Consider the following 15,090-nt stretch of genomic DNA (forward strand, 5'->3'; position numbering starts at 1 on the left):
CTCCCAAAGCATGGCGCCACGCTGGTTCGTTTGCCAACGGACCCAGCGGTGAAACTGACATCCCTCCTCCGCATACAAGGTTGCATCAGCCGAGGCACAAGGGCAAGGGGCGAGTATGGGGGCCAAGTCTCTCACGGGCGGCGTTTTTATCCGATCGGCGGCAGTCTCGATCCGCCCGGTTAACAAATGCCTGCCAGGCAGGGCGATGGCATGGTCAGCCATTCTGCGGAGATGGGTCGTGCAGTGCGTCCAAGATCCGGGCCAAAACCGATTGTACAAAATGGACAGCTCCCCCTGAAGCCCCGGTACAATACGGACAATTCACCGTACAATCCCCCTTGCTTGGCAACCGGGGCGGTCAAGGCGCGGGTTGACCCGGCGGGGTGGCTGGCCCACAACTCTCGCGACAGTTCTGACCCAACGGATGCCCGACATGGACTACGATCCCGACAACATCTTTGCAAAAATCCTCCGCGGCGAGATTCCGGCGACCCGCGTCTACGAAGACGATGACACGCTGGCCTTCATGGACATCATGCCCCGCGCCGACGGGCATCTTCTGGTGATCCCGAAGACCCCCTGCCGCAACCTGCTGGACGCCTCGCCCGAGCAGATGGCCGCGGTCATGCAGACGGTGCAAAAGATGGGCCGCGCGGTCATGAAAGCCTTTGATGCTCAGGGGGTTACGGTGCAGCAATTCAACGAGGCCGCGGGCGGGCAGGAGGTGTTTCACCTGCATTTCCACGTCCTGCCGCGCCGCGAAGGCGATCGTCTGCGCCCCCCGGGAAACATGGGCGACATGGCGGCGATCGCCGGTCACGCCGAGAAGATACGCGCCGCTTTGACCTGAAGGGCGGGGCGCGCACCACATGCCGCACGATCATTCGCACGGACATGATCACCACCACATCGATCCGCAAGCCGGAGACGCCCGCGTCGCATGGGCCATCGCGGTAAACCTGTTCCTGACGCTGGCGCAGGTGATCGGCGGGATATTCTCGGGGTCGCTGGCGCTGATTGCCGATGCGCTGCACAATTTCTCGGACGCCATCGCTCTGATCATCGCCTTCGCGGCCCGCAAGATCGCAAGGCGTCCGGCCGATGAACGAATGAGTTTCGGCTATGGCAGGGCCGAGGTGATCGCGGCGCTGGTCAACTACACCACCCTGATCGTGCTGTCGGTCTATCTGGTCTACGAGGGCGTCCTGCGGTTTTTCGAGCCGGAGCCGATCAATGGCTGGATGGTGGTCTGGATTGCGGCGCTTGCGCTGATCGTTGATCTGGTGACGGCGGCCCTGACCTATGCAATGGCCAAGGACAGCATGAACATCCGCGCCGCCTTCGTTCACAACATCGCGGATGCGCTGGGGTCGGTGGCGGTGATCCTAGCCGGTGGCGCGGTGATCCTGTTCGGTTGGACCTGGGTCGACCCCGTGGTGACCATCCTGATCGCCGCCTACATCCTGTGGCACGTGAAGTCCGAGATCGGGGAATCGATCCGCGTTCTGATGCTGGCCACGCCACCTGGTCTGGACCCCGAGGAGGTCGCAGGCGCGATCGAGGCGGTCGAGGGCGTGCGCGAGGTGCATCACGTGCATCTGTGGAGCATGCAGGAACGCGAGGCGGCGCTGACCGCCCATCTGGTGATCGAACCCGGAGCCTGGGGGCAGGCTGACGGGATCAAGGCGACCGTGAAGGCCGAACTGGCGAAGCGCTTCGGCGTCAGGCACGCGACGCTGGAACTGGAATGCTCGTCGCACGCCTGCGTCGGATCGGCCCGTTTCGGTCATGATCAGGAGTAGTTTCGGTTCGACAAACGAATTGCCGTTCCGATTATGGGGTCGGAACGGCAGACTCGTACACAAACACATTGTCGGTTCTCATGGGTGTGCCCATGATGGCCGGCATTAACGCACCACTCACTCTAAGAACGGCAGGATCACTATAACCCAAAAGCGACGTCCGAGTCCGATCGCCGTTCACGCGTTTACTGAAAACAAAGGATATTTTTTTGGGAATGGTCGCTTTCCGACTTTTCGACATGAAACATAAGAATGGTTTTTTCCGGATTGTTCATGCGGCGGGTGATAAAGGGCCAACTTTCGACTCAATTGCTGAGTCGCAAACGCGCATTTTCGGGCACATTTGCTTGGTCGAATCCGGGGATTCCGGAGAATTCGCACGCCGCCGTCCCTCACGCCGCCGTCCCTTAGGTTGCCGACAGTTCAGCCGCGCGCAGTTTCGAAAACCTCGTCGAAGGTCTTGCGCAGCGCCACGTCAACATCCTCCATCGTGACCGGCAGGCCCAGGTCGACCAGGGACGTCACGCCGTACTCGGAAATGCCGCAGGGCACGATGCCCGAGAAATGGTCCAGATCCGGCTCGACATTGATCGAGATGCCATGAAAGCTCACCCATTTTCTCAGGCGAATGCCGATCGCGGCGATCTTGTCCTCGGCCGGTTTGCCAAGGGCGGTCAGCGGCTTGTCTTCGCGTTGCACCCAGACGCCGACCCGGCCGTCACGGATTTCCCCGCGCACGTTGAACTCGGCCAGGGCCGCGATCACCCAGGTCTCAAGCTGCTGAACGAAGCGGCGCACGTCGTGACCGCGCTTGCCCACATCCAGCATGACGTAGACCACGCGCTGCCCTGGCCCGTGATAGGTGTACTGTCCGCCGCGTTTGCTTTCGAAGACCGGGAAACGGTCGGGATCGGTCAGATCCTCGCGCCGGGCCGAGGTGCCGGCGGTGTATAGCGGGGGGTGCTCCAGCAGCCAGATGCACTCTTCCGCCTCGCCGGCCGCAATTGCCGCGGCGCGGGCCTCCATGAAGGCCACCGCTTCGGCATATTCGGTCAGACCGTCTGTGATCTTCCATTCCATGAGGCGTGCATATCGCGAAGGCCGGACCTGCGAAAGGGGGATCAGGCGGCCTCGGACAGGCAGCGTTGCAGCACCTGCTTGTAGGTGTCGCCGCCCTGCGCGCCGGTCACCAGATACTTGCCGCCGAACACCATCGCAGGAACGCCGGAGATACCGCGGCTGGTCCAGAACCGCTGTTTCTCGCGCACAGGCGCCGCATACGCGCCCGACTCGAGCGCCTGCCGCACGGCCACCGGGTCGAGACCGGCGCTTTCTGCGGCCCCGATCAGGACATCGATGTCAGAGACATCCTTTTGCTGCGTGAAATAAGTTTGAAACAGGGCCATCTTCAGCGGATGCTGCCGGCCTTGGCCTTCGGCCCAGTCGAGCAACTGGTGCGCCGGAAAGGTGTTCACGATCCGGCTGTCGTCGGTGAAGTTGAATGTGAAGCCCAGTTCCGCGCCCATGGCCGTTAGGCGATCGCGCACCTGCTGGCTCTGCTCCGCCGTCGATCCGTACTTCTCGACAATGTGTTCCCGCAGGTTCTGGCCATCGGGCCCCATATCGGGATTGAGTTCGAAGGGATGCCATCTGAGGCGGGCAAGAACTTCCAGATCCGCCAACGCCTTGTCCAGTTGCCGGAATCCGACGATGCACCACGGGCAAACAATGTCCGAGACGATGTCGATCTGAACGACGGGCCGGTTGTCAGGAGCGGTCATCGAGTGTTCCTTCAGATGCACAGTGCGACGGGCGGACCCTACAGATATGAGGCGTGTCGGGGAAATCAATCTGTAGCGATTTTTGTCTCTTCACATCCCTCGCGCGACCGTCTATACGCCCCTCTACCAAGCCAAGGCAGTGCGGTCGTGGCGGAATTGGTAGACGCGCAGCGTTGAGGTCGCTGTGGGGTAACTCCCGTGGAAGTTCGAGTCTTCTCGACCGCACCATCATTTTTCCCATAAAAACAAAGAACATTAAGGAAAACAGGGCTATAGCCTTGCAAAACGTCACACAAACCGTCACACAATGGTGTGTGACGATTCCATTTTGAGGTGACGACATGGCGCTGCCAAAGGTAACCGGGACCATCCAGCTTCGAGGGCGATATCACGCCAAGATTCGAGTCCCGGCGGAACTGAAGGACCAATACGACGGCAAGGAATTCTATCAGAAGAGCCTGAAGACGTCGGACCCTCGCACCGCAGAAAAAGAGGTTCGGGCAATCCTCGCTGTGATGGATGCACAGAAGGACAAGGCCAAGGCAGAAGAGGGCTGGAAGGCGCTGGCACGGAACCTGCCACCGGATCAGAGGGCGCTATTGGATAACGCGGGCGGGTTGTCTGGCCTGCTTAAGCAATTTCAGGATGGAAAGCGCGCGCTGGCATTCATGCAGGCTGGTGCACCTGCTGACGCAGGCTCCACCGACATAGAAGGCGGCGAAGTCGAATATATCCGAGGCGACTCCTTTGTGGTTCAGAGAACGGGCGCGCCCCCTACAAAAGTTGTGACCGACAACGTCACTGATCAGGAAGAATTGCAGGTCGCAGTGGCAGAGCACCGGGCCGCGTCAGCGGCGGTTCAAGCGCAGACAAATGCGCGGGGGCGTGTCCTTCGCCAGATCGGACAGGACGTTGACCTTGTGGGCGATGTATTCAGCTTGCGCGATGTAATCGAGAAGTGGGCACCGACTGTCGATCCTCAGACCGCTGACGCGGCCCGCTACTATGTCCGCCGGTTCAATGAACTGAATGGCGAGATCGCTGTTACTGAACTGACCAAGGCCCATCTTCGCGATTATGCCGAAGCGATTAAGGGCCTGCCCACGGTCTTGTCGGCAAAGTTGCCAGACGGGCGATTTGTTCGCGACCTTGCATTCAATGAGGCCATCGCATGGGCGAAGAAGAACAAGAGGGACACCCTTTCGGACAAGACGCGGGATAAGTACGTGGCCGTGATGAAGCGGCTCCTGAGTTTTGCGGCGGAACAAGATTACCGCCAAGGCAATCCGTGGGGCGATTACAAACTGCCCCGCGTGAAGCAGAAGCACAGTGAAAAACAGAAGGCAGACCGCCGCCCGTTCACGCCGGATGAAGAGCGCCGGATTCTTGATTTCGTCACTCAGTCCAATCAGGAGCAGTATGCGAAAACAACAATTGACTATTGGGCACCATGGATAGCGGCACACCACGGAACGCGGTTGCAGGAAACCTGTCAGCTTCGCCTTTGTGATTTCGAGATACGCGACGGCGTTTGGTCTATGCAGATCACCGACGAAGGCGAAGACATGCGCGCGAAAAGCGGGGCCACGGTTCGATGGGTGCCGGTACATCCTAAGTTGATGGAAATCGGATTGCGCGGGCATATCGAAGCACGCCGGAAGGTAATGCCCGCCGAGGCTTTGGCATTCGATCAGTGGGAGCGGTACGCGAAGAGATTTGGGGAGTTGCAGCCTGACAAGCGTGGCCGCGTCAGCGGGCCATATGGCAAGCGGTTCGCTACCCTGCGGAAGAATTTGAAAATTACGGGTGGGAAGGTCGCCTTCCACAGCTTCCGCCACCGATTGCAGGATGCGGCGGACGATGTGGGCATGCCCGACTCGCATCGGCGGTATCTCACGGGGCGTGCGAACAAAGACGCTGTAGAAGGTGGCTACGGCGAGGGCGCAGGCATGACGTACTTACTGGAGTCGTTGAGGCAGGTTGACCCGATGCGCGACTGATCTGGTGACATTCTGATGGGGTAGGGGGCGCGTTTGCGGCCCTTTTCTTTGCCTGTTTCCGAATCAGACCTTCGAACCGTTACAGATTGACATTTTGAAATGTCAAGGATATAATCAACACATCAAGACAAGTAGTGGCCGAGTACGAACGCGGGGCGTTCCGTCGGTCATGTCATCCACAAAATTAAACGAACGGTAGGCGAAACGATGACCTATTTTACGGTCAGGTCCGACGACCTGAAAAGCACACTAGTCTGTAGCGTAAACAGCATGTGGCGTTGGCTGCGTCATATCGAGCGCGAACGAGATTGGAACGTCAACGGCGCGCGGACTGGTAGCACGCCTGACCGCTTTCGACTGACTGACCTAGTGGTCGCGCTCCGGCAGAACCGCAGGCGTGGGCTGAGTGGAGACGAACTACGCGCTGTTGTCGCGCTAGATACCTCCAAAACTGATCCATCGGCACCTTTGGGCCATGACGCGGACGCGCGCGCCGCTGCACTGATCGAGAGTTTTAGTGGAGAAGAGCGCGAGAGGTACGCCAGAGTCTCGGAGCAAGCTGCGAAGGCTGCGACGCAAGCTCTGTGGGGCAAGGGCCACCTTTACAACGGCGGGCGCTGTCTCGGCCTTCTACCGCTGCGCCCGGAAATTCTGGCCTACAGCATGACCGGACAGCGCCGCGACGGATTCCCTGATCACACCGAGCGTCAGTGGGGCGCGTACATCACACAACATGTGATGGCGACAGTCACCGCAGACGAACTAATCAACCTCGCAAGCTAACCAAAACGGAGCAGAAAATTATGAATCTTCTGAAAGTTAACACGGCGTGCGCAATCCTCGCCCAGACTCGTGGAGTCGGGGCAGTTGGCGCACGTCATATTGTCGAAGTCATGGAGGTGACCTTGTCGAAAATGAAAAGCGTCCGGGGCTTCTACTCGGTCGAGACCATTGGCGCGGCACTCGCAGAAATGGGACAGCCGCTGACCAATGCTGAGGCTGTCGCCCTTGAGGCCGTCGCAGCCGCGCGGAATGGAGGCTGACCATGTCTGAGAAACTTGAGGCACTTCTAACTAACTTGTCGACATCTGAGGCGGCATCCTTGATGACTGCCGCGCACCAAATTTCCGCCGCAGCACGTGCAGAATTCGGCACAGAGGTGCCTTTGGATGACATCGCCGGTCTCGTACAGGTCCGGGATGCGGTGTTCCATGGCGGACTTGATGCGGCGGACATGTCCAATGCCCTCTACAATCTCCGCCAGAACAGTGCCGCCGTTCGGGAACACCTCGCACGTACCGAAGGCGTGGCAGAGGCGGCAAAGATGGGTGCTGATACATCGTCCGGCGAATTGGATGGCGAGACGCTTATGAGCATCAAAAGCCCCGCCCGCAGGATGGCCTTGGCGCGCAAGCACGGGTTCGCACTCCCGAAAGCGGACCGAGGCGACCGGCGACCGGCGGAGACCTACAGCGCCACCGACACGGACACAGTTGCTCAGACGATCAACGACGCGGTTGCACGCATGAACGCCGCACGGGGGATCACAAAATGAGCATGGGGGTCATGCTCAGAGGTTCCAGCGAAACCAAACAGCGCATTGCGGTGCGCGACACAAAGTTTCGGCGCGCTGCCAAGGTGCGCAGGAAAATGACCCGCGACGAATTGGACGCAGAAGAGGCGCGATTGATCGAAGAGGCGGCAATCATGGCGGCTGCGATGGGGCTGGATGACCAGCACATCGGGCGTGGGTGGTCGCGCGCCGAACTAGACCTGAACCGCGACGGAATTCTGAGCGAGTTCCATGTGCCAGAGACACCGGAGTCCGTCCAATGATGCCGCGCGATGCCGAGATTTTCGCCCCACTTTGGACGCTGGTTGATGCTTTGAACATCTTCACAGAGAACCATCCGGGCGAGGAATTGACCATGACAGAAATCGACGTGCGCCGGATCACCGGCATGGGGATTGCCATTCGTCCAGCCCTTCGCAAGGCGGGATTCCTGAATCCGCGACCGGGAGTCTGGGTCCGCCCAGCGTAACGAGAATTCCCCCGGCGGTTTTCGCCTGCTGTCGGGGGTCGGGGCGGCGGGTTGGGCTAGAACCCGCCGCCCCACAGAATTCCCGCCGTTTTGCATGTGCGGTGGGTGGGGGCGGTGGAGCCTGTACCGCCGCCCCACACATACCCCCTCCCAACAAGAGAATTGAGAAATGAGCAAGCTTGAACAAGCATCCCGCGAAATCGTGGAGACTACGGAAAAACTGTATGACCTCAGCATGAATCCGCTCCATTTCGCCGAGATGAGACAGCTAACCACACAGTTGGAAAAAGCCCTCGCTGCGCATGCCCGCGCCATGTCGAAAAATCGGGAAATGGGCTTCTGATCACAAAATATTTCAGATTGAAATAAAAGTGAGTGAATTGGCAAAGTCGTCTTAAAGACGAAAAGTTTTCTCGGCTGGCGTCCCAAAAAAGAAAACCCCCTGCCGGGAGTACAACGGCAGGGGGTCGGAGTGCGATGTTAGCTGTTCCACAAACCCGAGGAACACGTAATGTATAGCCGAAAAGCGAAGGAATGTCAAACCGTTGCCGGTCAATGAGCACCTAATACATGATGTTAGTAAAGCTCATGTTTTTACGTATAAAAATGCAATAAGTTCATAAATGACGCGAATCGCGAGCCATCTTGACTCTTCGATGCACATCCAGTAGGGTCGCGTCAAGGTGGATTGATAGCGATGTTACCACCGAAGCCCGGATAAGGGCAAAAAACCCGCCTCTGCCCATATAGGGTGTGAGGCGATCAACACAAACCCCGGACGTTCACCAACAAACGATCCGCCACACGTTCAGAACCATTTCTGACGGCGGTTAGGTGCGTCCTGCGCTCAGAGCGCAATGGAACAAGGACAAACGACATATGAGTCTTTCACAGGCAATCACCTCGCAGATGACCGCCGAAGAGCGTGCAGAAGCGGAGACGCAATCGCGCGAACGTATCGCCGCCATGGCACCGGATCAAATTGCCGATGCATTCGAGGCGGCGGGAAACGTGATCCTCTTCCCTGACCATGCAGTGGTCGCGGTCAAAGAGACGCCGCAAGGTGAGGTGGAAATTTTGGAACCTTCTGAGGTTCTGTGCCCGTGGTCGCCGCCTGCGTCAGCAGGCGAGGTGCCGGAAGGTCAGTTGACCGCAGAGGCTGCGTACAGCGAGACGGCAGACGCTGGCGGCGATGATGCTATCTCCGATGGAGATGACGACTATTACGGCGATTGGAACGACGCCGCCCTGATCGGCCCGGAACCGGAAGGTTTTGCCGACTTCCTACAGAAGCCCGCCACCTTCCTGATAGGTGAGTTGTGGGGCGCGAAAGACCGCCGCAACACCCAAGACGGTGACTGGAAAGAAGTCACCATGCCATGGGGGCAGTGGATCGAAGGCGGCGGCACAGGGTCGCGGAAGGACCCGTTCTGGGGATTCTCACGTCACCAAGAGAGCAAGCACAAGGAAGGCGGCTCCATCGTTCTCGGATCGTCCATTGACGGCGCGCGTAAGGCGCATGCCATGGACGAAATGTCGGCACTCGGGTTGGACATCGATTCCGGTGCCCAGATCGATGATGTGAAAGACAAGATTCGGGCGCTTGGCCTGTTCGCCCTGATTTATACCTCCCACAGCCATGGAAAATCTGGGCTGGAATTGAAGCGCGATGAGGTTATCCGCAAGCTTGGCCTGACCACCGAACCGACATTGGCGGACGTCCAGACCTTCCTCCGCGCGCACGGTAAGAGCCGATACGAGGAGTCGTTCATCACACAGGTTCGTATCGCCGACCCGAAAAAACAGACCAAGGACGGTGTTAAGATCGCGCTGGAAACGCCGCCGCTGGACAAGTTCCGGATCATCCTGCCTTTGGCAGAGGCGGTTAAGCTGATCGACCTTGCGCCGACGCAGGCTGCGTCGCTGGAGGTGTGGGAAGACAAGGTAACTGGGGCTGCGTGGGAGATGCTGGGAGTTCACTGGGACGTTTCCTGTAGTGACCCGAGTCGCTTGTTCTTTACAGCACGCCATGCCCCAGACGCCGAGTGGGATTGCATGATCATCCGGGGCGCTCCGCTCCGGTTCGAAGACGTGCCGGTGATGAAAAAGAGCGACTACACCAAAGGTCGCGACAAGGTGGCGGGGGCAGGCCGTGAGGTTGACCGGTGGGGCAGTCCGCTTTGTTCTACGCCGTCTGGCAAGAGCCTCAACGACTGGCACTTTGGCCGTAACGGCGCAAAGGACCGGTTCCAGATCGCGACGTTGTTGGAAACCGAATGCTCGGACAAAATCCGGCATGCGGGTGGCGAGGCACAGGGCCATGTGCATCTCGAATGCCCCTTCGAACACCAGCATTCCAAGGAAGGTGGCACCGGCACCATGGCGATTGACGCCTTGGACGCAAAGGAAGGGTACTGGACCGTATTCTGCCACCACGATTCCTGCCAAGGACGTCACAAGCTTCAGTTTCTGGAAGAGATGCTGGCGCAAGGCTGGTTCGAGGAAGAGGTGCTGTACGACGAAGACGCGATGTACCTCATGCCAGCGGGCGAGGAAGTCAGCGGCACGCCAGGACGGCAAGACGGTCCTGCTAACGCAGGCACGGACGAATTCGAACCGGTTGAGAGCTGGCTTGATAGTCGTTACCGGCGTCTTGGCGACAGGATGTATCGCAGGCCATCAAAGGCTGAAGTGCAGGCATGGGAACAGGCATGCAAAGAAGCCAAAGAAAATGGCGAGGATGAACCTAAACAGCCAGAGCCGGTAGAAATCTGCGGTGCGTTTGATGTTGTTGGACGTTCGTCCAATGCAGACGGAACGGAAGGTGCGGGGCGTATCATCTCGTTTGAAGGTGAGAACGGAAAGCGTGTCGAAGTGACATTGTCGCTTGCCGAAATCCGCAGCGACCCGAAGGCCGTTTTTGATATCCTGTCTGACCGTGGATTGTGGTTGCCGGTCGGGAAGAATGCCAAGATCAACTTGCAGATGCTGTTGAACAGTATCACGCCGCAACGCCAAATTCCGACCATTGAGTCGCCGGGTTGGACACGTAACGAGCATGGCGAAATCGACGGTTACATGCTGCCGACCGGGGAATATTTGACCAAGGACGGTGCCGGACAAATGCGGCTGTCTGAGGGTGCCCGGTTTGAAGTCGTCAAACCGCGCGGCGAGGTGGACAAGTTCACGGCGGCTGCGGTCGAGAGTTTCAAGTACACCGAAACAAACTTCTATTGGCCGCTCGGTCTTGCGGCTGGTTTCGCAGGTCCGCTTTTGGGCATCCTGAAGGAGCGGTCTTGCGGGATTGTACTTTCGGGGCATTCGTCGCTCGGGAAGTCGCTGGGGCAGGAATTGGGCGCGTCAGTGTTCGGTTCGCCGGAAGAAGGCGACGGCGGGTTTCACAGTGCAAAAACGACCACAAACGCAATCGAAGACCTTTGTGTGATTACAACACACACCACATTCATGTTCGACGAAATCGGCGCGTTTCAGGACAAGAAACACTTGGAATCCGTTCTGTTCGGAATGGCGGTCGGCGTTTCAAAGGCCCGGAAAAAAGATCGAAACATCGGACTGGCCCAGCGTGTCAGGTTTAACCCGTTCGTCGTCATGTCGTCGGAATTCGGGATCAAACAAGAGATCGAGTCAGGCGGGGGCAACTACCGCGACGGGCTGGTCGCACGGTTTCCGGATATCGACGTGGGTAGCGATGGGTTGCATGTCTCCAAGGACAAACGAAGCATCCTTGAAGCGGTGCGGTACAACTACGGTCACGCAGGGCCGGTGATGGTCCGTTACATGATCGATTCCGGCATCGCGTTTGATCGCCAGAAACTTGCCGACGAGGTTGACGTAATCATAGCGGAACTTTCGAAGGGAAAGCCGCCGGTGATCGAACGTGCCGCCAAGCCTTTTGCGCTTATTCTGCGGGGTGGAGAGATCGCGGCTGACGCCGGGGTGTTGGGTGATCCTGACAAGGCTAAGACAGCGATTAGGAAGGCAGTGTTCAAGGCGTGGGACGTGTTCACGTCGTCGGATGAGGCAAGCGCGGCGTCCGGTGGGGATGCACTGCTAGACACGATCCTGAGTAAGCTGAACGGCATGTGGGGTCGGACGATTATCAAGGCGGGTGAAGTCTTTACGAACGAAGCCACTGGCAAGGATACCGTGGTCGGTGAAGCTGACGGCAACATCGCGCGGGGGACGCCGGTTGGTTGGTACGACGACGACCACATCTATCTTGATTGGGAGCAGATTGCGAAACCGGCGGAGGTTTTCGGCGTGCCCATCAAGCGAGCCGAACTGGTCAACGTACTGGGCAAGACTGTAGTGCGTAAGACCGACCGGGAAGCGCCTCAGACCCGACTCCCTGTACATGTGGCGCAGGCGGCGGGGGGTGACGGCAGGGCCGTCCGGAACCTGAAACTGAAACGCGCCGAATTGGGCATGTGATCACGCAGTGACCCAGCGAGACAGGAATACCCCGCCGTCAGGCGGGGTTTTTCGTCTGTGGGCGACAAATTGGGCGACATTGGGCGACAAGTGGGCGACACGATTGGGCGACATTTTTGCTATTAAAATATGGATTGGGCGACACTGGGCGACAAATTATTGAAAAAAGATAGTCGACTCTCTCCCTCTCACTCCGCTTACGCTGTGCCTCCTCAATCGCGGTGTGTCACACCGGATTCAGTGTCGTCCAATGTCGCCCAGTGTCGCCCAGTGTCGCCCAGTGTCGCCCACCCCTTATTTATATGGGGTTCGTGTCGCCCAATCGGCAAAAAATTGTCGCCCAATTTGTCGCCCAATGTCGCCCAAACCGAAATCAGAGCAGTGTGTCGCCGTGTCGCAACTGATGATTGCCCTTGAGATCGGTGGTTGGTTGTTGGAAAGTCTCGAAATAAGACTAAAATTGGAAAAGGGACAATGGAATGAAAACGTTAGTTCGGTGCACTATCGCGATTGCGGCTGCAGTGATTTTGTCTGGATGCGAGATGTCTAGAGGTGGAGCTGGTCAGACGACCACCGGCGAACCAGTGGTTGGAGAAGTCTGGCAGAACAATGCAATGGAGCAGGGCTTCACAATCACCAGTGTAAACGGATGGCAGTGCACCGGAAAGCTTACTAAGTCCCAGCAATACAACGCGACAAACTCAGTTATCACCGTTCCGCTGACTTGCTCGAACAACGTCACGGGAACTTCTTTGGTCGCTATTGACCGTTTCAAATCGGAAGCAGACATCAACTTCCGGCTATCAAATGGCAAGGTTGGCCATTTGGCGATTAGCTAACCTGCAGAGAAGAGTGTGGCGGTCGCGATCTGCGACCGTTCCACCGTTTGGGTTGTTGAATGGGCTACCGAAATCCCAAACCAGATCAGAAATCAACTGACCGCTTTTTGGCTAATCCTGTTGATCGCTGTCTTTGTCGACCCCCCTGATTGTCCATGCCGCGCGCTTAACTCCCGTAACATCATCAGAGTAAATTCGCGCACGCAGCGCGTTTCTGTTTGCGGAATTCTCCGGCGAGAAATCTGCAAGTGCATTTCTCGTCGTCAACAGGTCACTTACTAGTTCGCGGTTCCTTTCGAAGGCTAGTAGCCGTCCAGAAAGGTCGTCAACTTTCTTAACCAGTGTCGCTACGATCTGGTCTTTATCGTCCCCGCTTGTTTCCAGTTTGGTAAAGCCGTTGGCGACTGTCACCGGATTGCTGACCGGATTGCCGTCTCCGAATTTTTCGATTTGGTTACGTATTCTCGTGACTGCCTCAGAATGCGAACTCGGATCGTCGTGCACGTATTGAATGATATTGCTTCCACTCACATCGAACGGGGGGCGCGGGTCCCAGTTGGAAAGCATGATGCAGGGTTTCTGGAAGGCATGCCGAATACCGAGTTCATAAAACACGTTTGCGTTTGACCCTGACAAATCAGCAATCACCAATTCCGCCGAAATCAGATGTTGCACTATTTCGGTGGTGATGTGCGTGGGCTTGTCGAGACGGTCAACGCGGATTGGTTCATCGTAATCCAAGCCCGCAAGCGCAGGCTTGATGATGTACTCAAGAACACAATCAGCCTGTCGCCTCACATCTGTCCCCCTGTCGCCAATGGGGGACACGACAAAGCACGTCTTTTGGGTCATTAGGCAATTCCCTTGTATGTCTGGAAGTTACCCTATCCAGAGCCTGACCGAGTTCAAGTCCGACAATATCAAGCTAGCTCCACCAGTTGCACCTGTTCGCAACAACCCGCCCTCAATTGTCTGACATTTCCTCCATAGAACGTCACAATGGGTCCCTTCCGGACCTTTCTGTGGCCGCCGATCTCCGTTTGCGCAACCGTCAAGGAAGTAACAAAGTTGCCTATGCCCCACTCATCAGCGCCGCTCATTTTGCACATAGAGCATCGAAAGGGCAGGGCAGGCGCGGGCTAACGCCCGCACACACCATCCCACCAACATAAGTAAACCACTCTGACCCAAATCAGACTAACCCACTGAAAACAAACAATAACCCATCTGCGCATTCCTGCACAGATTGCCCGACAATCCCCGAAATAAGCAGGAATCTGGCTAAGTGCCTGAAAACATTAGATTCATGATTTAGCATAATGGAGATTATATGCACGACCGAGCGGTCGGTTAATTGGGCGGCGTTCGCGTTCTCATTGAAGTAGGAGAAGGCCTACGTAAATCGCTACGACGACTATCACCGCCGTAAGGATATTCGCGCGAAACTCACTCTTTTCGGCAGCTTTTTCTCGGCTCTTTTTTTCTGGGTCTACTAGGTGTTCCAAAAGTGCGTTTGTGCGCTTGGAATTTCTTAACATGCTGCCTAAGGCAACGACGAGCAATCCGACAAGGCCAATCACTGGGTTCAGCATGACAATTCCGAAGATGGTTACAGTTAAACCGATGATTAGTAAGAGCGTTCCCACTGCCAATCCCCTTCGTTTAGGCGAGGCCAACCGACCACGGACGGACTGTAGCGTCAACCCGCTTACGCGGGGACATAGGAAAGACGCGCACACACCCGCACACCGCCCCACCGAGACAGTGTGTCCCCGCGTTAGCGGGATGACTTACTGACCTACTGACCCCGCCTGATGGCGGCACGTGCTGACCCTCCCACACAGCTACACAGCGCCACACAGCCGCGTGCTGAGGTTGGTAAGTTGCTGGTGATGTGGTGAGGTGAGGGCCGCGTTAGCGGCGCTGTGTGACCCTCTGAGAGGCCTCTGGGGTCCCACTGACGGTACTACCCTAGGTTGAGCGAAGGCGGGGAGGGTACAGCGTATATGCAGGCAGGCAGTCACGGGGGACCCACCCCGCCGCAGCACCCCCGCCATTCCGCTACAAATACCCGTATTTTATAGAAAAAATCGCGCCTTTCCCTTGCAATTACATAATGACTGCACATCGCCATGAGGGCGTGACCGTTTGGCCCGACGGTTTGCTTTTTCGCT

At 57.5% G+C, this 15,090-nt stretch carries 15 protein-coding genes and 1 tRNA gene; 12 read left to right on the plus strand and 4 right to left on the minus strand.

Annotated features, from left to right (window positions below):
- The first annotated feature begins 424 nt into the window (after positions 1-424).
- Entirely contained in the window at positions 425-850 is a 426-nt protein-coding gene (locus tag FGK63_RS14200; protein WP_246044035.1) for an HIT family protein, read from the plus strand.
- Between the two features lie 19 nt (positions 851-869).
- Positions 870-1,802 (plus strand): cation diffusion facilitator family transporter, encoded by a 933-nt coding sequence (locus FGK63_RS14205; protein WP_138843396.1) that lies wholly within the window; start codon positions 870-872, stop codon positions 1,800-1,802.
- A gap of 423 nt (positions 1,803-2,225) precedes the next feature.
- Here FGK63_RS14205 and lipB read toward each other — a convergent pair whose 3' ends face one another.
- The gene (gene lipB / locus FGK63_RS14210) at positions 2,226-2,924 is read right to left on the minus strand and encodes a lipoyl(octanoyl) transferase LipB (RefSeq protein ID WP_281282122.1); all 699 of its coding nucleotides are present in this window, start codon (positions 2,922-2,924) and stop codon (positions 2,226-2,228) included.
- Complete coding sequence (locus FGK63_RS14215) at positions 2,924-3,583, minus strand: DsbA family oxidoreductase (RefSeq protein WP_138843400.1); 660 nt, start codon at positions 3,581-3,583, stop codon at positions 2,924-2,926. Before FGK63_RS14215 ends, lipB begins: the two co-directional genes overlap by 1 nt.
- A gap of 141 nt (positions 3,584-3,724) precedes the next feature.
- Here FGK63_RS14215 and FGK63_RS14220 point away from each other — a divergent pair.
- The 10 genes from FGK63_RS14220 (at position 3,725) to FGK63_RS14260 (ending at position 12,916) form a co-directional block, all read left to right on the plus strand.
- Positions 3,725-3,811 (plus strand) — tRNA-Leu (locus tag FGK63_RS14220).
- Between the two features lie 113 nt (positions 3,812-3,924).
- Complete coding sequence (locus tag FGK63_RS14225; protein ID WP_138843402.1) at positions 3,925-5,583, plus strand: site-specific integrase; 1,659 nt, start codon at positions 3,925-3,927, stop codon at positions 5,581-5,583.
- A gap of 207 nt (positions 5,584-5,790) precedes the next feature.
- The gene (locus FGK63_RS14230) at positions 5,791-6,366 is read left to right on the plus strand and encodes a hypothetical protein (protein WP_138843404.1); all 576 of its coding nucleotides are present in this window, start codon (positions 5,791-5,793) and stop codon (positions 6,364-6,366) included.
- A gap of 20 nt (positions 6,367-6,386) precedes the next feature.
- A complete protein-coding gene (locus FGK63_RS14235) occupies positions 6,387-6,626 on the plus strand; it encodes a hypothetical protein (protein WP_138843406.1) in 240 nt (79 codons plus the stop codon).
- A gap of 2 nt (positions 6,627-6,628) precedes the next feature.
- A complete protein-coding gene (locus FGK63_RS14240; RefSeq protein WP_138843408.1) occupies positions 6,629-7,138 on the plus strand; it encodes a hypothetical protein in 510 nt (169 codons plus the stop codon).
- A 95-nt stretch (positions 7,139-7,233) separates the two neighbouring features.
- Complete coding sequence (locus FGK63_RS14245) at positions 7,234-7,419, plus strand: hypothetical protein (protein WP_218961144.1); 186 nt, start codon at positions 7,234-7,236, stop codon at positions 7,417-7,419.
- Complete coding sequence (locus FGK63_RS14250) at positions 7,416-7,625, plus strand: hypothetical protein (protein ID WP_138843412.1); 210 nt, start codon at positions 7,416-7,418, stop codon at positions 7,623-7,625. Before FGK63_RS14245 ends, FGK63_RS14250 begins: the two co-directional genes overlap by 4 nt.
- 169 nt (positions 7,626-7,794) lie before the next feature.
- The gene (locus FGK63_RS20780; protein ID WP_171052656.1) at positions 7,795-7,968 is read left to right on the plus strand and encodes a hypothetical protein; all 174 of its coding nucleotides are present in this window, start codon (positions 7,795-7,797) and stop codon (positions 7,966-7,968) included.
- Between the two features lie 536 nt (positions 7,969-8,504).
- Complete coding sequence (locus FGK63_RS14255) at positions 8,505-12,077, plus strand: DUF927 domain-containing protein (protein ID WP_138843414.1); 3,573 nt, start codon at positions 8,505-8,507, stop codon at positions 12,075-12,077.
- A 479-nt stretch (positions 12,078-12,556) separates the two neighbouring features.
- Positions 12,557-12,916: a hypothetical protein gene (locus FGK63_RS14260; protein WP_138843415.1), complete on the plus strand. Its 360-nt coding sequence runs from the start codon at positions 12,557-12,559 to the stop codon at positions 12,914-12,916.
- Positions 12,917-13,027: 111 nt separating this feature from the next.
- Here the strand turns inward: FGK63_RS14260 and FGK63_RS14265 are convergent, their stop codons facing one another.
- The gene (locus tag FGK63_RS14265; RefSeq protein ID WP_138843417.1) at positions 13,028-13,768 is read right to left on the minus strand and encodes a hypothetical protein; all 741 of its coding nucleotides are present in this window, start codon (positions 13,766-13,768) and stop codon (positions 13,028-13,030) included.
- Positions 13,769-14,289: 521 nt separating this feature from the next.
- Positions 14,290-14,562 (minus strand): hypothetical protein, encoded by a 273-nt coding sequence (locus FGK63_RS14270; protein ID WP_138843420.1) that lies wholly within the window; start codon positions 14,560-14,562, stop codon positions 14,290-14,292.
- Positions 14,563-15,090 lie beyond the last annotated feature (528 nt).

The sequence above is a fragment of the Ruegeria sediminis genome (assembly GCF_005938215.1).
Classification (GTDB): domain Bacteria; phylum Pseudomonadota; class Alphaproteobacteria; order Rhodobacterales; family Rhodobacteraceae; genus Ruegeria; species Ruegeria sediminis.